This window comes from Mycobacterium sp., from assembly GCF_052145595.1.
Classification (GTDB): Bacteria; Actinomycetota; Actinomycetes; order Mycobacteriales; family Mycobacteriaceae; genus Mycobacterium.
Genome location: NZ_JBKQOI010000202.1, coordinates 1 through 20695, shown reverse-complemented (window position 1 = coordinate 20695; position 20695 = coordinate 1). Strand labels below are relative to the sequence as shown.

The following is a 20695-nucleotide window of genomic DNA, read 5'->3' as shown; positions in this document are numbered from 1 at the left end:
GCCGAATGCGAATTGACGGGCGCGGACCAATACCACGGCATTGTCGCCGTCGATACGCGTAACAGCCCGACCGATTTCGTGACAACCGGTTGGTACACCAGCTTCATCCCAGTCAGTGTCAAGGTAGGGTCATCGCCTTTCAGCGAGATCGCTCGGGCGGCACAAACGTCTTTTGACGACGGCAGAAGGCTGATGAACGTGCCGTTTGGTCGCGTTTTGGAGCTGGCACCATGGCTGACGAAGCCGAACAGCCGGGTACCCCTACTTTTTTACTTGGACGCGGGCGTTCCGCCACTTTCTGCGCTGGTTGCGAACGGCATAAAAGAGACCAGGGTAAGCGGCTTCCTCGACGGCGGCGTTCCCGCTCAATTCGATATTCGCGTGAACCGGCTTGAGACCGAAACACAGGCGGTTGTGATGTTCCCGGGCAATCCGGTCGCACGCGAATCGGTCAGCCGTTATTTGACGACGCTGAAAGCCATGTACGTGAGCATCGCCGAGGGCCGTGACCCGGTGGCCACGCTGCAACGCGTCTCTCATGCATAGTTGTGCGTAATCGGTAACCGTTGCCGGGGCCTGCTCGGGAGTTGATTGGCCATGAAGGTTCGCCAGCCAAACTCGTCAACGGCGGGATGAAAATGGCGAATTTCGGCTTCATCCCAACGCCGCCGATCCTGCCTGAGGCAATTTCGCTTGCGCCTCGAGCGGCCGACCGAAGCACCAGGTTGCGCCGATGATTTTTGCCCTGTCGATCCATGGATCTCGCGGCGACGTGGAGCCCGTCACTGCCGTCGGTTTGGAGCTGCTACGCCGCGGGCACGAGGTGCGCATGGCCGTCCCGCCCGACTTCATCGGTTTTGTCGAGTCGGCCGGGCTTACCGCGGTCCCGTACGGGCCGCCCGCGCAGGAGATGCTCAGCGAAGATTTCGTCCACAACTTCTGGAACATCCAGACTCCGTTCAAGGTGGTGCGGGCGGCCAATGAGTATCTCTCCGAAGTCTGGGGGGAAATGGGCGCAACGCTGAAGTCGCTGGCCGACGGCGCCGACCTGCTGATGACTGGCATGATGCAGCAGGGGCTCGCCGCGAACGTCGCGGAGTACTACGACATTCCGGTGGCTTCGCTGCACTGCTTCCCGGTCCGGGTCAACGGCCAGATCGTTCCGCTTCTGCCATCGCCGTTGATCCGCGCCACGATTCGATCGCTGTGGTGGATACATTGGCGCGCGACGAAGAAAGCTGAAGACGCCCAACGCCGTGAATTAGCCCTGCCCAAGGCAATTGGGCCCTCAACGCAACGGATCGCGGAACGCGGGTCGCTGGAAATGCAAGGCTACGAACCGTTCTACTTTCCAGGGCTGGCAGCCGAATGGGCCGAACAGGGTGACTGGCGACCCTTCGTCGGAGCGCTGACCATGGAGTTGTCGACCGATGTCGACGACGAAATCGCATCGTGGATCGCGGCGGGAACGCCGCCGATCTACTTCGGTTTCGGCAGCATGCCGGTCAATTCGCCCGCCGACGCGGTCGAGATGATCAGCGCGGCGTGCGCGCAGTTGGGTGAGCGGGCCTTGATCTGCACAGGCGCGAATGTTTCCGCCGACCTCCCCCACTTCAACAACGTAAAGGTTGTCGGCGCGTTGAACCACGCGGCTATTTTTCCGTCCTGCCGCGCGGTGGTACACCACGGCGGCAGCGGCACCACCGCCGCCGGCATGCGAGCCGGCGTTCCCACGCTGATCCTCTGGGTTACCGCCGATCAGCCGCTGTGGGCGCTTCACGTCAAGCGGCTGAGAGTCGGCTCCGCCCGGCGCTTTTCGGCGACCACCCAAAAATCATTGGTCGCGGACCTCCGGTCGATTCTGACCCCGCAGGTCGCCTCTCGAGCCCGTGAGATTGCCACCCGGATGAGCAAACCCGCCGATAGCGCGACCACCGCCGCCGATCTCCTGGAAAACGCGGCAAGCCGAAGAAGATTGGGGTGACCCGCGTGCCATCTCGCACTGGTCACGGCCAACAGGAGCGAAGCCCGCTTGCCCCGAATACCACCGACTGCTCGGCAAGTGAGGTCGTCGCCGATGAGATTCGCCCTGGCAAGCCGCAGAATTCGCGCCGACGTCGAGCCGTACGCCACGGTTGGTCTAGAGCTGCTGGGCGAAAACCGCGAAGTGCGGATGACCGGCGCGGCCGTATGAAGCTCGCGCAGGCATTCGATCCGCGAAAGAACGCGCTGAACGCGTTTCGGCTAGCGCTGGCGACCAGCGTAATACTCCACCACGCTTACAAACTCGAGGGCCACGACGTGCCATTCGCGGCGGCTCGCCAACTCATCGGCTCTATAGGGGTCGATGGATTCTTCGCGATCTCAGGATTCCTGATCACCTCCAGTTGGCTCCGTCACCCCAAAATCCGCGAATACGTCACTGCCCGAAGTCTTCGTATCCTTCCTGGCTACCACACCTGCTTGATTGTCACCGCGTTCGTCATCGCCCCGGTCGGTGTGGCGATCCAGGGTGGTTCTGCCGCCAAGCTCCTGCTGTCCACGGCACCGATCGAATACGTTGTAAAAAACATCGCAGTTGTGCTGGTAAAAACCGACGTTGGCGGAACGCCCACCGGGGTCCCGCACTCGGGCACCTGGGACGGTTCTCTGTGGACCCTGCAATGGGAGTTGCTCTGCTACATCGGTGTCGCTTGCCTGGGCATAGTCGGACTCCTCAGTCGGCGCTGGCTCATCCCTGCCGCGATGGCGCTGGCACTGTCCTGGTCGCTCCTAGTGCCGTACGTAATCTCGGGCGAGCCCACCATCCCGCAAAACGGTGCCCGCTTCGCCGTCATGTTTCTGGCCGGAGCCCTCTTGCATCACTACCAGAACGTGATTCCCGCTCGGTGGTCACTCGTCGCGATCAGCGTGGTTATCGTTCTGGCAGCCAGCTTGCTGCCGGATTACCGGCCGATTGGCGCTATCCCGCTTGCCTACGCCATCATCGTTTCGGGTGCCCTCATACGCAATGAGCACTTCAGACTGCGTACGGATCTGTCGTACGGCGTATACATTTATGCGTTTCCTATTCAGCAGTTACTGATCATCTGTGGGCTTGGCACTCTGCATCCGATTGCATTCTTCGTCATCGCGTTTGCAGCCACCCTGCCGATAGCCGCGCTGAGCTGGACTTTGGCGGAGAAGCCGGCATTGTCCCTAAAATCGCGTCTCGTTCGGACGAGACCTGCTGGCAATGCTAGCGCGGATCTTGACGTTCAACCCCGCAGCGGGTAGCCACCGAGGGGTGCTAACGATCGGTCAGAAACCGAAGCAGTCCATGCTTGCGTATCAAATAGAGCGTGGCCTTGTTGGCCCATTTATTGCGGTTCTTGCCGCGGACGTCAATGTGGTGATGAACGACCCTGATGCTCGGGTCAAACTGTCGCTTGACGCCCATCCTATCCAGCCGTATTGCCAGGTCCTGAATCTCGTGCGATCGCAACCTCACGTCATAGCCACCCACCGATTTGAACAAGCTTGACTCAACAAGCATGTTTCCCTCGTGAACCCAGTAGGCCGGTGTCGGCGCGGGCGGTTCCAGGACGTTGGGCCAGTCTCGCATGATGGGCGCGGCCATCCGACCTATAGCGCCGGCAAGGCGTGGTTTGCCTCGAAGGTTGTCAATTATCCGCGGAAAATTCGACGTGAAATTTCCCCACAATGAGAACACCGCTCCGTAATTACAGTACTCTTGGCTGCCATCTGCGAGGCTGACTAATCCGCCAATCATACCGACACCTTGATCAGCGTAGCGTCCGACGAGTTCTCGAGCGACGGAAGGGGATTCCGCTGTCTCCAGATCCATGTCGGCATCGATGAAATGAATAATTGTGCCGTCATCGACATTGTCGATGATTTGGTTGCGATTGGCGCCCGCACCTCTGTTCTCGGAACTTCGCACCAACTTTACGTCATCACCAAACTCACTAATCACCTCAATGCTGTGATCGACGGAGGCGTCGTCCAGCACAACGACTCCATCGTAATTCTGCGCCAATACTTGGGGCAGTAATCGGCGAAGATGATCACCCATATTGTAGTTAGGGATGGCGGCCACGACCGGCAAGTATCTAGCCATAGTGCTCACATTCTACTGCGGCAGCGGCGCGGTTGACCCAGTGCTCACGCGTGCCCGCTGCGACTCAAGCCGGGCGCAGCGAATTCAATTTGCTAAGGCTGTCCCGCGTCTCAGGATCGTTACACAAGACTATGCAGCCGCGCTTTGAACCAGTTTCCTTGTACGCGGGCAGAGACGGATAGAACCTGAACATGTCGTCGCGCCCCATCGCATCAAGATATTCAGCATTCAGCGCTGCCCCGGGACCGTAGTCGTCGTACGAATACGAATCGCCGGGCACCGCGAAATCGTCGATCATGATGACGGACCGCTTCCACGAACCAAATACCATTTCAATCTCTTCGGCTAGGGGCAGGTCCGAGTACCAGTGCGCGTCAAGGTAGAAGAAGACGTTGTCTTTCGGAAACTGCGGATTGGCAGCCAATTGGCGCAACAGGAGCCGGCTGTCGGCCAGCACGACGTGTACCCGGTCACGAGCCGAGCGAAAGCGTCGTTCGGCGAAGGCGTGAAAGCGAGGCTCAGCTTCTGCCGTGTACACCGGAACGCCAAAGTCGGAGAAGAACTTTGTGGTGGTTCCGCGGAAGGTGCCCGTCTCTACGACTGCCACTGGCCGCAGCGATCCGAAGATCTGTCGGCAGAGTTCCTGGCGGCCAGCCTGCCCGTTCATCGGACCGCCCCAACTCTGCCCCAATGACCGTCTGAACAGTAGGTATTCGATCCGGCCGATCCTCGTTGGACCTATTCCGTCGAGCGCGAACGACTTGATGGAGTTCAACCGCTCGGCGATCACATGCCCAACCTTAGGCAACACGTGACATAGGTGGCGAACACAAAGGGGTCCTGTGGTCGATCCGTTCTTCCGAAGGCGGTCATGGCCCCGTAGCGTAACGTGTCGCACGGGCGGTCGTCGTTGCTTCAACGAACACGGGGCGAATTCCACGCTCGCACGTGCGGTTTCGGCGCGACGCGGACGAGGGCGACCCAGCGGCGGCAACGCAGTATAGCCGCGGGACACGTCATCGGCGGTCAACGTCCGCGTCAGCTCACGCCACCGCCGGTTCTCCCCCACCGACGCATGCTCACAGTGTTAGAGCTGCTCCCCGGCTCCGTGGTATTCGCATGCTAACGTTACGCAGTGGGCTTGTTGCACCGTGCTCATTTGATGGCGCAGCGCGTAGGTATCGAAGTATCGCGCTACAATCCTGAGCTGGACTGTGATCGCTATTTGGTGAATCAGCTGGACTCGCACCACGTCGACATCGTTCTTGATGTGGGCGCCAACTCGGGGCAATTCGCCGCTAGTCTGCGCAAGGCGAACTTCAAAGGGCGCATCGTCTCGTTTGAACCCCTATCGGGCCCATTTTCTGTTCTAGAAAAGAAGGCGTCGAGGGATTCGCTGTGGGATTGCCGGCGCTACGCGCTGGGCGATTTCGACGGGACGGTGTCGATTAATGTAGCCGGGAACTCCGGCGAAAGCAGCTCCGTCTTACCGATGCTGAAAGTTCACCAGGATGCCTTTCCTCCAGCAAACTATGTTGGCACCGAAGTGGTGGCGATACACCGACTTGATTCGGTATCGCCAGAGATCTTACGGCCGACGGATGTGGCTTTTCTCAAGATCGACGTTCAGGGGCTTGAGAAACTGGTGCTGGCCGGTGGCAAATCAACGATAAACGACCGTTGCGTCGGAATGCATGTAGAATTGTCGTTGGTGCCGTTATACGAAGGTGGGATGGACATTCGTGAGGCCCTCGATCTCGCGTACTCCTTGGGCTTCACGCTGACGGGATTGGTGCCTTGTTTCACGGATAAAAGAAATGGTCGACTGCTGGCCGCCGATGGTATCTTCTTCCGTGGGGATGCTTGAGCGGAAATGCTTGCGGACAGCATCTTCCGCGCTGTCTATCCGCAACCGGTCGGGAAGCAACCCCGTTCAGCCCTCCCGAGTGCGGTGAGGATGATAGATTCGCGATTCACGAGATCCGAAACGGTCCACGTTGTATCGACTAGGGGGTGGACGGTTGACAGACCAGTCGTTGAGCCCTCTTAGGGGGAGCTACCGAAAATGACCCACAATTCCTCGACATCGCAGCATCCGACCGGGGGCGTAGCACTTGTCGCCGGTGCCGGTGGCTTCATCGGCGGTCACCTTGCCAAGGCGCTCGTGGAGAATGGCTTTGACGTTCGCGGCGCAGACATCAAGCCGCTTGATGAGTGGTACCAGGTCCCCCGCGGCGTTGAGGCTTTGTCCGAGGTTGACCTGTCGAAACTCGACGATTGCCGCTCGGCGGTTCGCGGGGTGGACACCGTCTATAACCTCGCGGCCGACATGGGCGGCATGGGCTTTATCGAGACACACAAAGCCGATTGCATGCTTTCGGTGCTGATCAGCACTCACATGCTGGTTGCGGCCAGGGATGAAGGAGTCGGGCGCTTCTTCTACTCCAGCTCGGCGTGCGTCTATGCGGCAGACAAGCAAACCGATGCCGACGTCACGGCGCTACGGGAGTCCGACGCCTACCCGGCGATGCCGGAAGACGGTTACGGCTGGGAGAAGCTGTTCACCGAGCGGATGTGCCGGCACTTCCTCGAGGACTTCGGGCTGCAGACGCGCGTCGCGCGCTATCACAATGTGTACGGCCCGATTGGAAGCTTCGAAGGCGGCCGTGAGAAAGCTCCCGCCGCGCTATCCCGCAAGATCGCTCAGGCTGCCCTCAGCGGGCGCCACGAGATCGAGATCTGGGGCGACGGCGAGCAAACCCGAAGCTTCATGTACGTCGACGACTGCGTCGAGGGCACGCTTCGCGTTGCAGCCGGCGACAGCCCACTGCCGGTGAACGTGGGCAGCTCCGAATTGGTGAGCATCAACCAGATGGTGAGCATCATCGAACAGATCGCCGGCATCAGCGTGAAGCGCAACTACAAGCTCGATGCGCCACTTGGCGTACGGGGACGCAACAGCGACAACACGATGATCCACGAGATCTACGGCTGGGAGCCCTCCATCCGTCTCGCCGACGGACTCGAGCGCACTTATCGCTGGATATACGACCAGCTTGCGAGCCGTCAATTACAAACTGCCCGTTAGGCGCTCTCAGAGTTTTGTAGACGAAGGCGAAGGGGCACAGGTGACCGCCGATAGCGCAAGTCGCGCCGCGTCTGCACCCCAATTTTCGATCATCGTCCCCACATTGAACGTCGCGACCACCTTGCGTGATTGCCTCAACAGCATCGCCTGCCAGACCTACGGCGACTACGAAGTGCTGCTGCTCGACGGTGGCTCGGCGGACGGAACCCCCGACATCGCAAACGGCTTCGCTCCCAGCTTCGGTGCAAGGTTGGTCGTGCACTGCGAGCCGGACACGGGCGTTTACGACGCCATGAACCGTGGCCTAGGCATGGCCACGGGAGCGTGGTTGCTATTCCTGGGCGCCGACGACACCTTGCACGAGGCGGACACTCTGGCGCGCGTAGCCGCCTTCATCGGTGAACACGAGCCGAGCGACCTGGTATACGGCGACGTGATCATGCGCTCGAACTCGTCGCGCTACGCCGGTGCCTTCGACCTCGACCGATTGCTATTCGAGCAGAACATCTGCCACCAGGCGATCTTCTACCGCCGCGAACTCTTCGCCGGCATCGGACCCTTCAACCTGCGCTACCGGATCTGTGCGGATTGGGATTTCAACATTCGTTGCTTCTCCAACCCAGCACTGACCATTCGTTACATGGACATCGTCGTCGCAAATTTCAACGACATGAGCGGACTGAGTACCGGCCCGGACAACGCGCTGAACAAGCGGCTGCCGAAATTCAGCTGGGGGTCGGTCTGGGAGACGTTTCGCCGCGACAATGCGCGCCGGAAGCAAAAGGTCGTTGACGCCTGGCGTAAGCGCTGACGGCTGCGGCGTCACGGGGCCGCTTGCGCGCCAAGTCGATTCGGCCGGGCGTCGATTATTGCGCCCGGGGATTGCCTGCGTGGTCGTTGCGATGGGTATCGATAACCGCGGTGGCCTCTCCGGCCACGGCTGCGGTGAGTATGGCCATAGAGCGCCATCCGGGAGTCTTAATCATCGCCCCTGGTAATTTCTTGCGCCAGTTGCCATGCACTCTGCGCAACCCACGCGACTGTTCGAAGTTTGCCGCCCACTCATATCGCAGGCTGCCGAAGTGGGCGTTAGCGGTCCTGCGTCCAAAGTGGTTGATATAGGCCATCTCCGTTATATACAGACCGTACCCGGCGTTTCGGGCGCGCAGCGCCAGATCGAGGTCGATCCCAAATCCGTAGCGCCCAAAGCTCTTTAAGTCCATTCCGCCGATGGTCTCCCAGCATTCGCGGGACACCATGAGCGCAGTCCCCTCGATGGCAGAGACCGACCGATATAAGGGGCGGGCAACGTAATTCGCGGCGTCCGGTTTCTCGTCAGGCTCTGCGCAGGGGAACCCGTGGTCAATCAGCGGGCCAACCATTCCCGCGTCGGCGGGTAGGCCCGGGTCGAGCAGGCCGGCGACAAATCCTTTGGAGATCCGGGTGTCGTTGTTGAGGGTCATTGCGTGGGAGTAGCCCTCCGAGAACGCAATTCGGATGCCGAGGTCGCTGCCGCCCGCCCAGCCCAGGTTTTCTCCGGGTGTCGTGACCCGCTCATTGCTGATCTTTGGATAGTCGCTGCGATTGTCGACGATCAGATAGTCCGCACCCTCGCGCTCCAGGTCACCTACGAGGGCATGGGTGTACTCATGCTGCCCGAACACCGGGATTGTGATCAGTAGGGACACGAACCAACCATACAGTGGCCATAGTTGCCCGGGGGCTGTTTGGACGACGCCCACCCCCGCACAGCCCAGTTCAGAGCCTATTCAAGCCCTTCAATGTCAAGAAAAAGCCGAAACAACCCAGGCCGAAGACGATAATCGGCCGGCGGTGAGCACACAGCCAGCTATGGACCTGCGTCACAACGACTTGCGTCCTAGCCGGCGACACGAGGTGGCACACAAGGGGGATCTCGGTGATCGCAAATGCCACGAGGGTGAACACGAGGGCCGCCGCGATCTGCATGAGAGCAGTAGCGCGCGACGCCACGATGACCATCATCGCTCCAGAGAACTCAACGATCTGCGTCGACGTAAACAGCCCGGCGATAAACGACATGCCCACCGACCTGCCCTCGAGCCGGGAGGTCCACGACAGCCGCTCGGACAGTCGCGAGAACATGGTCGGCGGTTTCGGTGGGTGGGGTTCGAGTACCAGAACAGAGGAATCGCCAGCTGCTACAGCCGCGGGCGCTGCCTGACGCGCCGGGGAGCGCACAGCGAGCATCGCGGCGACCGAAATTGCGACCACACCGAGAACAACCTGGATGGGCGGAACGATCGGACTTGCGAAAGCGGAACCCAGGGCTCGGGTAATGGGCATCAAGAAGTCGTCGAGCAAGAACAGCGATGCCAGGGCAGCGCCGAAACCCGTAATCATCAGACCGAGCCAGTAGGCGAGCAAATTGTGCATCGACCGCGGGCGCGCAACCAAGAGGGCTGTAACCCCGATCCGCACCGGGTCCTGCGCCGCGGTAATCGCGAACATCAGAACGAGGTACCACATGTCCCGGGACGCTACCGTGTTTGAGCGGGTATCGCGGGTGTTTTCGGCGAGTAGGTCGCAGTTGCACAAACTTGCCGGGCAGCCCCACGGCCCCAAATGCGCTGGTGGCCAGGGGAAGAGCCCTAGAAGTGGTACGCGTCACGCTGCCCCGCGCAAGCGGATCGCGAGTTACGCGGCAGAACCAGCGAATTCAGGAACACGTGCGTGTGCAACGCAACGGCTCGGGTGATTAGCCGAGCCCTCCGGCCAGGGGTGGCCTGGTCGCTTGACGGAGCGCCCGCAGGTCCGTTCAGATGCGACCGCCTTCAAGCCCTTCGGCGCGGGGTTTGACGCAAGGCGAATCCGCTTTTGGCCGGAGTCTCTTATTGCCCACCGCCGGCCCCGGTGCGAAGGCTTTTGGGCGTTCCCCCGCGGTGGGGTCCGCGACGGTTTATTCTTGCGCAAGATCACCACGAACGCGGGCGCCGGTGGGTTGCTTTCCGACCTCGGCTTCGGTGTCGGCGCGGTGACCAGCACGTTGCGGAGCCCGCAACGGGGGGTCCTACGGCGCAGCATCGCTGAAGGTGAATTGCGTTTAGGTAACGGTAGGCGCAATCACCGCCCGAGTGAGAGGAATTGCGTGAAGATCGAGGTAGCTGTTTCGCCAAAAGTGCCAGGATGATGATGTTTTTCCATGAGTGCACGTTTGCCCACGTCGGACCTGGCGCGGGGGTAACCTGAGCAAGTGTCGCGGCAGATGGGCACGACTGAGGTAGTCAGCGCTGGAGGCATCTTCCCGCGCTTGGCCGACATCGTCGTCCGATGGCCGTTGTTAGTCATCGGGTTGTGGATCGCGACTGCCGCTACCTTGGCGTTGGCGCTCCCCCCGCTACCCGTGGTCGCCGCAAAACAGCAGGTCAATCCCCTGCCTGACGACGCCCCGACGATGGTCGTCAACCGACAGATGCAGGAGGCGTTTCAGTCGACGGGCGCGTCTTCCATCCTGTTGATCGTCCTGACCGACGAAAACGGACTGACCCCGGCAGACGAGGCGACGTACGCCAGACTGGTCGTCGCCTTGCATCAGGATTCGCAGGATTCCAAGGAGATCCTGGGAATCCAGGACGTCATCAGCACGCCGCCGCTGCGCGACGTGATGGTCAGTAAAGACAACAAGGCCATCAACTTACCGATCAGCCTCGCCGGCGACTCGGCCGAGCCGGCGGTCCAGGCGGCGTATCGAAACATCGCTCAGATCGCCAAGAAGACGGTCGCCGGCACCACTCTGACCGCCCACGTCACCGGCCCGGTAGCCACCTTCGCCGATATCACCGCGATGGGTGAGCACGACATGCATGTGATCGAGATCGGCACCGGGCTGATGGTGCTCACGATCTTGCTGATCATCTACCGGAACGCGGTCACGATGTTCGTGCCGTTGGCCACCATCGGCCTTTCCCTGGGGACCGCGCAGGGCGTGCTGGCCGGATTGGGCGAACTGGGCCTGGGATTGAGCACCCAGACCCTTGTCTTGATGGTCGGGGTGATGGTCGGCGCGGGGACCGACTACGCCGTCTTCCTGATGAGCCGCTACCACGACTACGTGCGCCACGGCTCGGATTCGGACTACGCGGTCAAAATGGCGCTGGCGTCCATCGGCAAGGTGATCGCCGCGTCGGCCGCCACGGTGGCGGTCACCTTCATCGCGATGGTCTTCTGTCAGCTGAAGGTGTTTGCGCTGGTAGGTCCCGCAATTTCGATCGCGATTCTGATCGCGTTCCTGGCGGCGATAACGCTACTTCCCGCAGTCCTCGTGCTCATCGGACGACGTGGCTGGATCAAGCCTCGGCGCGACCTCACTACTTTGTTCTGGCGTCGTTCGGGGACACGAATCGTTCGCCGGCCCATCATCCATCTGACCGCCAGCCTGATTGTCCTGATCACCCTGGCCAGTTGCGCCGGCCTGGTCCACTTCAATTACGACGATCGCAAGGCGCTGCCAGCCGACCAAGAGAGCTCGGTCGGATATGCCGCGATGGATCGCCACTTCCCGCAGAACGCGATGACTCCGCAATTGCTCTTCATCAAGTCGTCCCATGATTTACGCAACCCGCAGAGCCTTGCCGACCTCGAGCTGATGGCATCGCGGGTGGCACAACTGCCCGACATCTCGCTGGTACGGGGCATCACCCGCCCCATGGGCGATTCGCTCGAGCAAACGAAGCTGTCGTGGCAAGCAGGCGAGGTCGGCGGCAAGCTCGACGACGCCTCCACCCAGATCAAGGACCACAACGCCGATCTCGACCTGCTGGCGAACGGTGCCAACCAGTTGGCCGACGCCCTCGCCGACGTGCGCGGCCAAGTTACCGGCGCCGTCGGCAGCGTCAGTGGGCTGGTGGACGCGCTGACGATGATGCAAGCCCAGTTTGGGGGAAATAAGACGCTCAGCGAGCTGGACAATACGGCCAAACTCGCCGGCAACATGCGGATGCTCGGCAGCGCCCTCAACGCAAACATGGGCAATGTCCGCGATGTCGTCGCGTTCGCCGCTCCTCTCATGGCTTCGCTCAATGCGAGTCCGGTTTGTGATGGCGACCCGGCCTGTCGCAGCTCGCGGGCCGAGTTGCAGACCCTGGTCAACGCGGGCAACAACGGGACCTTCGACAGCATCGCCGTGTTGGCCAACCAGCTTCAGGGGACGCAGGACATGCAGTCCCTCGACGCGACGCTGAGGAATCTGCGCACGGGCCTCGACAGGGCCGTGGGGGCGCTCAATGCGATCGGTATGGCGCCTAGCTCGTTGGCGGCCAAACTGGCCATGGCCAAAGACGGCGCCGACAAACTCGCCGACGGAAGCCGGAAGATCGCCGACGGCGTCAAAGTGCTCGTCGACCAAACCAAGAGGATGGGCTCTGGGCTCAACGAGGCGTCGTCATTCCTGTTGATGATGAAGCACGACGCGGGTAACCCCTCGATGGCCGGCTTCTACGTCCCGCCGCAAATCATGTCCAATGACCAATTCAAAACCGCTGCACAGCTTTTCATCTCACCGGACGGACACGCGGCGCGATATTTCGTACAAAGCTCAATCAGCCCTTTCAGCACCGCCGCCATGGATCAGGTCGACAGGATCCTGCACGCGGCGCGGTCGGCCTTGCCAAACACAACGCTGGCGGACGCCACGGTCGGGCTGACTGGGATCCCCACCGGACTTAAAGACACACGCGACTACTACAACCAAGACTTCAGTTTCATCATCGTCGCGACCATCATCATCGTGCTTTTGATTCTCATCGCGCTTTTGCGAGCAGTTGTCGCGCCGTTGTACCTGATCGCCTCGGTGATCATTTCGTACTTGTCAGCACTCGGTCTCGGCGTGGTCTTCTTCCAGTTGATATTGGGCGAAGAGCTGGCCTGGAGTGTGCCCGGATTGACCTTCATTCTTTTGGTCGCGGTCGGCGCCGATTACAACATGCTGCTGATCTCGCGAATTCGTGACGAGTCACCACATGGCGTCCGCGTCGGCGTCATCCGCACAGTGGGTTCCACTGGCGGGGTGATCACCTCGGCGGGTCTCATTTTCGCCGCATCCATGTTCGGCCTGATGTTCGCCAGCATCAGCCAAATGGAGCAAGCCGGTTTCATCATCGGTATCGGCATCATGCTCGACACCTTCCTGGTGCGCACGATCACGGTCCCGGCCGTGGCCGCGCTGGTGAACAAAGCCAACTGGTGGCCGTCGAAAGTCGGCGCGTCCGACGTGAACGACAGCGCGGCCGACCGTATCCAGGTCACGGCGCGCACGATCCAGAGCAAGGCGCGCAAGATGCCGACCGAAGTACGCACGCTGATCCGCGGCAACCTTCATCACGTTCATCCGGGTCGCCGGCCCATCACCTGCCCTCCGAGCGATGCTCGTTTACCGCGGCGCCTGGATGGTGCGCCAAAGGCGGCAACGGCGGCCGAAATCGCAGAGCCGATCGGACACGATTCTGACCACGCGCTGCCGCTATTCGGATTTAAGACTCCGCAACAGCGTGTCACTCCGGACACGCAGGACCGGCCGGCCGATCGCGCAGCGAGCGCTGACGGCGCGTCGTCAACCCAGAACCATCCAGACAATGCGCTGCCCGTCTTCAATCTGAATGGCCTGCCACACAACGTGACCCCGAACGAGTGGCCGAAGCCAGCGGGTTCGGCGACGACCACCGAGGGTGAACCGCCGGCCAACGACAACTCAGAGCACGCTTTGCCACTATTCGGTCTTGGTAGCCTGCCGGCACCCGTGATCCTGGGGGCGCGAAAGGCGCCTGAGTGTGGCCCGCACACCAATGGCAACGCCAACTGGCATGCCAACGGCAACGGCCACGCCAACAGCAACGGCCACGCCAACAGCAACGGGCACATCGGCAACGGCCACGCAAACGCCCATGCCATTGGCAACGGCCACATCGGCAATGGCCACATCGGCAACGGGAATGGCCACATCGGCAACGGCAACGGCAACGGCAACGGCCACGCGAATGGGAACGGCGAGATGGCGGAACAGGACCTTTACCAGGCGCTCCCGCTGTTCCAGGCGGCCGGGGCGCCAGACGTGCGGCACCCTGATTCCCCCGAGGTTTAACGACGCACTCGCCCCGGCGGCCGTCGGCCAGGGCGCAAGTGTGCTAGCGCAATAGCTCACGGCCGCTTGAGGCAGCCACCAGGTTATGCGTCCAGGCGGCTGAACTCACGCTGCCGGTACAGCTCGACGCACTGGGCACGCCTGACCTTGCCGCTCGTGGTGATGGGAATCGAACCGGGCGACACCAGAACAAGGTCCGACACGCTCAGTCCGTGTGACTTCGAAATCGCAGCAGTCACTTCACGTTTGACGACGCGCAGCCTGTCGGTCGCATCCTCCTCGGACTCGCCGCGCTTCTTGAGTTCGATGATGGCGACCAGCTTCTCGGAGCCACGCTCGGGGACCGCAATCGCCACACAGCGCCCAGGGGTGATCTCTTGGATCGTCGCCTCGATGTCGTCGGGAGAGTGGTTGCGCCCGTAGACAATCAACAGATCCTTGATGCGGCCCATGATGAACAGTTCCCCGTCGGAGAAGAAGCCCGAATCTCCGGTCCTCAGCCAGGGACCTTCGGGCGTACCGTCGGATGGCGAGACGATCTTTGCACCGAATGTGCGTTCACTGTCTTCGGGTTTCTGCCAGTAGCCGCTGGCGACATTGCCGCCGTGCAACCAGATCTCGCCGACGGTTCCCTCCGGACTCTCACGACTGGTGTCGGCATCGACGATGCGCACCAGCTGTGTCTGCGGAGCGCCGTAACTGACCAAAGGCGCACCGCTGCCGCTCGGGCACGGCTTCGCTTCGCCGGCAGGCAATTTCTCTGTGTCGAAATGAACGATTTTCGGCGGCTCGCCCGCCGTACGGGTGGCCACGTACACAGTGGCCTCCGCCATTCCATACGAGGGCCGTATCACCGCGGGGTCAAGATTGAAGCGGGCGAACCGGTCAGCGAAGCGCTTAAGCGTCGCGGGCTGCACCCGCTCGCTACCGTTGAGGATGCAGTGCACACGCCCCAGATCGAGCCCGGCCATGTCCTCGTCTGATGTTTTGCGTGCCGCCAATTCGTAGGCGAAGTTCGGTCCCGCCGATAGTGCGCGGCCGCTCCTTGCCAGCAGCTGCATCCACCGGGCCGGTCGCTGCAGGAAGCCAACCGGGCTGGTCAGCACGGCGGGAACGCCCGCCAGAATCGGGAAGATCATTCCCAATATGAAGCCCATGTCGTGATAGAACGGGAGCCACGACACCACCGAGGCCTCCGGCGGCGCGACCTTTCCGCTGCTCGCGAAGTAGTCGGTCATGAGCTGTTCGAAGTTGGTGAAGAGATTCTTGTTCGACACCATGACACCGGCGGGCGTGCGAGTGGATCCCGAAGTGTATTGCAAATACAAGGCATCGGGCTGCTCTTGATCGGCAGTACGGGAGCTCGGCCTCGAAGATCGCGGCCGGGCATCTAGATCCAACAAGTCGAGTTCCACGATCGATGGCGCGGTTTGTCCGGGCTTCGGCTCTAGATATGGGGTGACGTTGGCTACGACAGCGGACGTCGTCAGAATGACGGCGGGCGAAGTGTCGCTGAGCACCGAAGTCGTACGCTCATCGTGGGCCCCGCCGTACGGAGCTGAAAGAGGAACTGCGATACGCCCGGCCTGTAGAGCGCCGAGGAAACCAACGATGTACTCGAGTCCCTGCGGCGCCAATATCACCGCGCGGTCACCGGTCGACCCGCAAAGCTTGAGCTGTTCGGCCGCATTCATCATTCGCCGGTGCAGCTGCGACCACGTCAGGGTCTCTGCAACGCCGTCCCAATCCTGCTCGTAATCAATAAAGGTGAGCGCCGTGTCGTTGGGCTGCAAACTCGCGCGCTCGCGCAGCACGGCAGGAATTGAAGACTCGACCACGGCCTCACATTACCTCGCACGGCTCGCGAGCCACCCGTTTTGGCGCCGTTTGCCCGTCCGCAAGGCTGTAGCCAACTCGCCCTCACCTCCCCGATCCTGCGCGGCGCGGACGGGTCTCGCTGCCGCACGGTTCGGGCGGGATTGACCGGTCAACGAGCGCGTCTCGGTGCGCCCGTATACGATGCAAACCGCGATCTGGGCACGTTACGGGCTCAATCGGCGCTGGGCAGGCAAAAGCAAATGTCCTGTTCAGACGGCATGCGGGAGACCATTTCATAAATTTTCTTGTACGTCCGCACAATTCCTCCACATGCGCGTAGCCAACCCGCTACGCTGCTGATCACCCGAGGAAAACAGGGCGGACTTCGAGTGGGGGTTATTGGGTCTAAGGGGCGGGGCTGGGTTGTGCTCGGCTCGCCACCGGATTCGACGAGGGTCTCCCTGAACCAAGCGCGAGATAGAGGTGAACAACAGTGGATCAGGCACGTGTGACGCCGGTTGCAGTTGTCGGTATGGCATGCCGCCTTCCAGGCGGCATCGACTCCCCCGACTTGTTGTGGGAGGCCCTGCTCCGCGGCGACGACATGGTAAAGGAAATCCCCGCTGAGCGTTGGGACGCCGACGAGTACTACGACCCAGAGCCGGGGGTGCCTGGTCGGTCGGTATCGCGATGGGCCGCATTCCTCGACGATGTCGCGGGCTTCGACCACGAGTTCTTTTACTTGAACGAGCGCGAGGCGGAGTCGATGGATCCGCAACACCGTTTGTTGCTGGAAACCTCGTGGGAGGCCATGGAGCATGCCGGCCTCAGCCCAGAAGCGCTGGCCGGTACGAAAACTGGTGTGTTCATCGGATTAACGCATCAGGACTACACACTGCGCCTGGCCGACGCTCGAGCGCTGGAAGGCGCGTACGGGTTCACCGGCACCGCCTTCAGCATGGCTTCCGGCCGTATCGCGTACGCGCTAAGCCTCCACGGCCCGGCACTCACGGTGGACACCGCCTGTTCTTCCGGTCTCACCGCGATCCACATGGCATGCCGCAGCCTGGACGACGGCGAAAGCGACCTCGCCTTCGCAGGTGCCGCGACCGTGGTGTTAGATCCGCGGAAACTGTCTTCGGGTTCCTTCCAGGGCATGCTGTCCCCCACCGGAGTCTGCCACGCGTTCGACGTTGCGGCGGACGGGTTCGTGCCGGGCGAGGGCTCCGTGATGCTGTTGCTGAAGCGGTTGCCCGACGCGCTGCGCGACGGTGACCGCATCCTCGCGGTCGTGCGTGGCACGGCCGCAAACCAAGACGGCCACACCATAAACATCGCCGTACCGTCGGTAACCGCGCAAACGGCGGTGTACCAGGACGCGTTGGCTGTATCCGGCGTGGACGCCGCCAGCGTCGGCATGGTCGAGGCCCACGGACCTGGTACTCCCGTGGGCGACCCCATCGAGTACAAGAGCCTTTCCAACGTGTACGGCGTCGAGGGCCCCTGTGTGCTCGGATCGGTCAAGACCAACTTCGGACACACCCAGTCGACATCGGGTGCCCTGGGAATGATCAAGGCGATCCTCGCCCTGCAACACGGTGTGATCCCGCAGAATCTGCACTTCAACCAGCTGCCTGACGAACTCGCCAAGGTCGACACCGGATTGTTTGTGCCGCAAGAGAATACGCCGTGGCCCACGAACGGTCACGTCGGGCCACGCCGGGCGGCGGTGTCGTCGTACGGCCTATCGGGCACCAACGCTCACGCGATTCTCGAGCAGGCCCCCGAGGTCGAGATCTCGCGCAACGGCGCCGCTCCGGCCAAGGCGGGTGGCGCGCTGATGTTTGTCATTTCGGCCACTTCGTCCAATGCGTTGCGCCAGACGGCACGCCGGCTGGCCGACTGGGTCGAAAGTCGCAACGACGAAGCGCCCGTGGCGTTGTCGGATCTGGCCTACACGCTGGCGCGCCGGCGTGGACACCGGCCGGTACGCACCGCTGTGGCCGCCGCCAGCCACGCCGAGCTGATCGACCAATTGCGGGAGGTCGCCGACGGCGACCTCCCGTACCAGCCCGCCGTCGGCCACGACGATCGCGGACCGGTGTGGGTGTTCTCCGGGCAGGGTTCGCAGTGGGCAGCCATGGGTAAGGACCTGCTGGCCAACGAGCCGGTATTCGCTGCGACCGTGGCCGCCATCGAGCCACTGATCGCCGCCGAATCGGGCTTCTCGGTAACCGAAGCAATGACCTCGCCGGAGACCGTGACCGGTATCGACCGGGTGCAGCCGACCATATTTACGATGCAGGTCGCGCTCGCGGCCACCTTGAAGTCCTACGGAGTCCAGCCCGGCGGCGTCATCGGCCACTCGCTCGGCGAGTCCGCGGCATCCGTTGTGGCCGGCGCACTTTCGCTGGAAGACGGCGCACGCGTGATCTGCCGTCGCTCCAAGCTGATGAAGCGCATTTCCGGTTCGGGCGCGATGGCCTCAGTGGAACTGCCTGCCCAGCAGGTACTTTCGGAATTGATGGCGCGCGGCATCGACGACGTGGTGGTTGCCGTGGTGGCCTCGCCGACATCCACCGTGATCGGCGGCGCGGCCCAGACGGTTCGCGACCTGGTCGCGGCGTGGGAAGAGCGGGAGGTGATGGCCCGCGAGGTCGCCGTGGACGTGGCGTCGCACACCCCGCAGGTCGATCCCATTCTCGATGATCTCTATGAGGCGCTGGCCGACATCACCCCGCTGACACCGGAGGTTCCTTACTACTCCGCGACCCTGTTCGACCCGCGCGAACGGCCGGTCTGCGATGCCGATTACTGGGCCGACAACCTGCGACACACGGTGCGGTTCTCCTCGGCGGTGCAGGCCGCGCTCGAGGACGGTCACCGAGTATTCGCCGAGCTGTCGCCCCATCCCCTGCTGACCCACGCCGTCGAGCAGAATGCGAAGTCTCAGGACATTCCGGTAGCCGTGCTCGCGGGCATGCGCCGTGAACAGCCGTTGCCGCACGGCCTGCGCAGCCTGGTCACCGACCTACACAGCGCCGGCGCCGCGGTGGACTTCTCGGTGCTCTTCCCCGGCGGGAATCTGGTGGATGCGCCCCTGTCGGCCTGGAACCACGTTTCGTTGCTGCTGAACCCCGACGCTATGGATGGTGCGCACTCCGCCAATACCGTTGTGGTGCACCCGCTTTTGGGCTCCCACGTTCGGCTGCCGGAGGAGCCGGAGCGGCATGCCTGGCAGGGCGATGTCGGCACCACCGCGCTGCCGTGGTTAGGCGACCACAAGGTGCACAATGTGGGGGCGCTGCCCGGAGCCGCATACTGCGAGATGGCCTTGGCCGCGGCTCGTAAGGTGCTCGGCGACGATGCCGAAGTCCGCGACCTGCGCTTCGAGGCAATGCTGCTGCTCGACGAGGAGACCCAGGTCGGGGCCGTCGCGACAGTGAAGTCGCCTGGGGTCGTTGAATTCTCGGTGGAGACTAACGCCGAAGGCGCACGCATTCGGCGGGCCAGCGCCGTGCTGCACGCGGGAGACGGAGAGGAGCAGCCGCCCGCGTACGACATGGAAGTTCTTAAGGCTGCCCACAACACCGCGCTGGACGGGGCCGAGATGCGAGCCCACTTCGACGCGCACGGCATCCAGTACGGTCCGGCCTTCACCGGCCTAGCCGCGGCCCACGTGCCCGAAGAATCTGTCACCAGCGTGTTGGCGGAGGTGGGTCTGCCTGGCGCAATCCGCTCGCAGCAGGTTCTCTACGGCATTCACCCCGCGCTGCTGGATGCGTGCTTCCAGGCCGTTGGGGCTCACACCGAGGTCCAGGTCGCGGGTAGTGGTGGCCTGTTGTTGCCGTTGGGTGTGCGACGGTTGCGTGCCTACGCGCCGACCCGCAACGCGCACTACTGCTACATCACGGTGACGAACGCCGACGCTTCGGGCATTGAGGCCGATCTTGATGTCCTCGACGAGCACGGAACGGTGTTGGTGGCGGTACGCGGGCTGCGACTCGGTTCCGGTGTCTCCGAGAGCGCCGACCGGGATCGGCTGCTGAACGAGCGGCTGCTGACCATCGAATGGCAACAGCGCGAGCTGCCCGACGCGGACACCACCGAAGCCGGAAACTATCTGCTCATCAGCACCACCGCCAACCCCGGCGTGGTGTCCGCCAAACTCGCTGACGCCCTGAAAGCGCATGGCGCGCAATGCACGACGACCTCGTGGGCTCAGAACGCCGATCACGTGGCCGTAGCCGAGCAACTGCGCAGCCAGCTCGAGAGCGGCGGTTTCACCGGTGTGGTCGTGGTGGCCGCGGACGATGAAGGCAGCCCCGGAAACGAGGCTGCGATCATCGGGGGTGGATACGTGCGGCACTTGGTGCGCATCACCCGCGAGCTGCCGGAGCTTTCCGGCGAGGCACCGCGACTGTATGTGCTGACCCGCGACGCCCAGACGGTGCTGTCCGAAGACTGCACCAACCTCGAGCAGGGCGGGCTGCGTGGGCTGTTGCGCGTCATCGGCTCCGAGCACCCGCATCTGCACACCACGCATATCGACGTG

The 20695-nt window shown here is 62.4% G+C and carries 12 protein-coding genes and 1 pseudogene; 8 read left to right on the top strand and 5 right to left on the bottom strand.

Features of this window, described 5'->3' with window-relative positions:
• The 3 genes and pseudogenes from ACLP4W_RS18465 to ACLP4W_RS18455 all read left to right on the top strand — a co-directional run.
• Positions 1–546, top strand: a pseudogene (locus tag ACLP4W_RS18465) (acyltransferase); the annotation flags it as partial.
• 187 nt (positions 547–733) lie between these two features.
• The gene (locus ACLP4W_RS18460; RefSeq protein WP_442388356.1) at positions 734–1984 is read left to right on the top strand and encodes a glycosyltransferase; all 1251 of its coding nucleotides are present in this window, start codon (positions 734–736) and stop codon (positions 1982–1984) included.
• 206 nt (positions 1985–2190) lie between these two features.
• Positions 2191–3276, top strand: a complete 1086-nt coding sequence (locus ACLP4W_RS18455) for an acyltransferase family protein (protein ID WP_442388354.1) — start codon at positions 2191–2193, stop codon at positions 3274–3276.
• A 13-nt stretch (positions 3277–3289) separates the two neighbouring features.
• On the opposite strand, the gene ACLP4W_RS18450 is transcribed toward ACLP4W_RS18455, so the two are convergent.
• A complete protein-coding gene (locus ACLP4W_RS18450) occupies positions 3290–4099 on the bottom strand; it encodes a glycosyltransferase family 2 protein (RefSeq protein ID WP_442388352.1) in 810 nt (269 codons plus the stop codon).
• A gap of 85 nt (positions 4100–4184) precedes the next feature.
• Positions 4185–4910 (bottom strand): hypothetical protein, encoded by a 726-nt coding sequence (locus ACLP4W_RS18445; protein ID WP_442388350.1) that lies wholly within the window; start codon positions 4908–4910, stop codon positions 4185–4187.
• A 372-nt stretch (positions 4911–5282) separates the two neighbouring features.
• Between ACLP4W_RS18445 and ACLP4W_RS18440 the strand changes: the two genes are divergently transcribed.
• The 3 genes from ACLP4W_RS18440 to ACLP4W_RS18430 all read left to right on the top strand — a co-directional run bounded on the left by ACLP4W_RS18440 (position 5283) and on the right by ACLP4W_RS18430 (position 8019).
• Entirely contained in the window at positions 5283–5987 is a 705-nt protein-coding gene (locus tag ACLP4W_RS18440; protein WP_442388361.1) for an FkbM family methyltransferase, read from the top strand.
• A gap of 198 nt (positions 5988–6185) precedes the next feature.
• Positions 6186–7208: an NAD-dependent epimerase/dehydratase family protein gene (locus ACLP4W_RS18435; protein ID WP_442388348.1), complete on the top strand. Its 1023-nt coding sequence runs from the start codon at positions 6186–6188 to the stop codon at positions 7206–7208.
• Between the two features lie 40 nt (positions 7209–7248).
• A complete protein-coding gene (locus ACLP4W_RS18430) occupies positions 7249–8019 on the top strand; it encodes a glycosyltransferase family 2 protein (RefSeq protein ID WP_442388346.1) in 771 nt (256 codons plus the stop codon).
• A 55-nt stretch (positions 8020–8074) separates the two neighbouring features.
• Here the strand turns inward: ACLP4W_RS18430 and ACLP4W_RS18425 are convergent, their stop codons facing one another.
• Positions 8075–8911: a glycosyltransferase family 2 protein gene (locus ACLP4W_RS18425; RefSeq protein ID WP_442388359.1), complete on the bottom strand. Its 837-nt coding sequence runs from the start codon at positions 8909–8911 to the stop codon at positions 8075–8077.
• Positions 8912–8966: 55 nt separating this feature from the next.
• Complete coding sequence (locus ACLP4W_RS18420; protein ID WP_442388344.1) at positions 8967–9716, bottom strand: GAP family protein; 750 nt, start codon at positions 9714–9716, stop codon at positions 8967–8969.
• Positions 9717–10440: 724 nt separating this feature from the next.
• Here ACLP4W_RS18420 and ACLP4W_RS18415 point away from each other — a divergent pair.
• Positions 10441–14322 carry an MMPL family RND transporter gene (locus ACLP4W_RS18415; protein WP_442388342.1) on the top strand — a complete coding sequence of 1294 codons (3882 nt, stop codon included), beginning with the start codon at positions 10441–10443 and terminating at the stop codon, positions 14320–14322.
• Positions 14323–14405: 83 nt separating this feature from the next.
• Here the strand turns inward: ACLP4W_RS18415 and ACLP4W_RS18410 are convergent, their stop codons facing one another.
• The gene (locus tag ACLP4W_RS18410) at positions 14406–16160 is read right to left on the bottom strand and encodes an AMP-binding protein (RefSeq protein ID WP_442388340.1); all 1755 of its coding nucleotides are present in this window, start codon (positions 16158–16160) and stop codon (positions 14406–14408) included.
• 473 nt (positions 16161–16633) lie between these two features.
• Here ACLP4W_RS18410 and pks2 point away from each other — a divergent pair.
• A partial coding sequence (gene pks2 / locus ACLP4W_RS18405; protein WP_442388338.1) for a sulfolipid-1 biosynthesis phthioceranic/hydroxyphthioceranic acid synthase occupies positions 16634–20695 on the top strand: 4062 nt, incomplete at its 3' end.

Bases quoted from the DNA above. Each gene is read 5' to 3' on its own strand.
- ACLP4W_RS18440 (WP_442388361.1), top strand. From the start codon at position 5,283: ATGGCGCAGCGCGTAGGTATCGAAGTATCGCGCTACAATCCTGAGCTG.
- ACLP4W_RS18420 (WP_442388344.1), bottom strand. From the start codon at position 9,716: ATGTGGTACCTCGTTCTGATGTTCGCGATTACCGCGGCGCAGGACCCG.
- ACLP4W_RS18460 (WP_442388356.1), top strand. From the start codon at position 734: ATGATTTTTGCCCTGTCGATCCATGGATCTCGCGGCGACGTGGAGCCC.
- ACLP4W_RS18455 (WP_442388354.1), top strand. From the start codon at position 2,191: ATGAAGCTCGCGCAGGCATTCGATCCGCGAAAGAACGCGCTGAACGCG.
- ACLP4W_RS18435 (WP_442388348.1), top strand. From the start codon at position 6,186: ATGACCCACAATTCCTCGACATCGCAGCATCCGACCGGGGGCGTAGCA.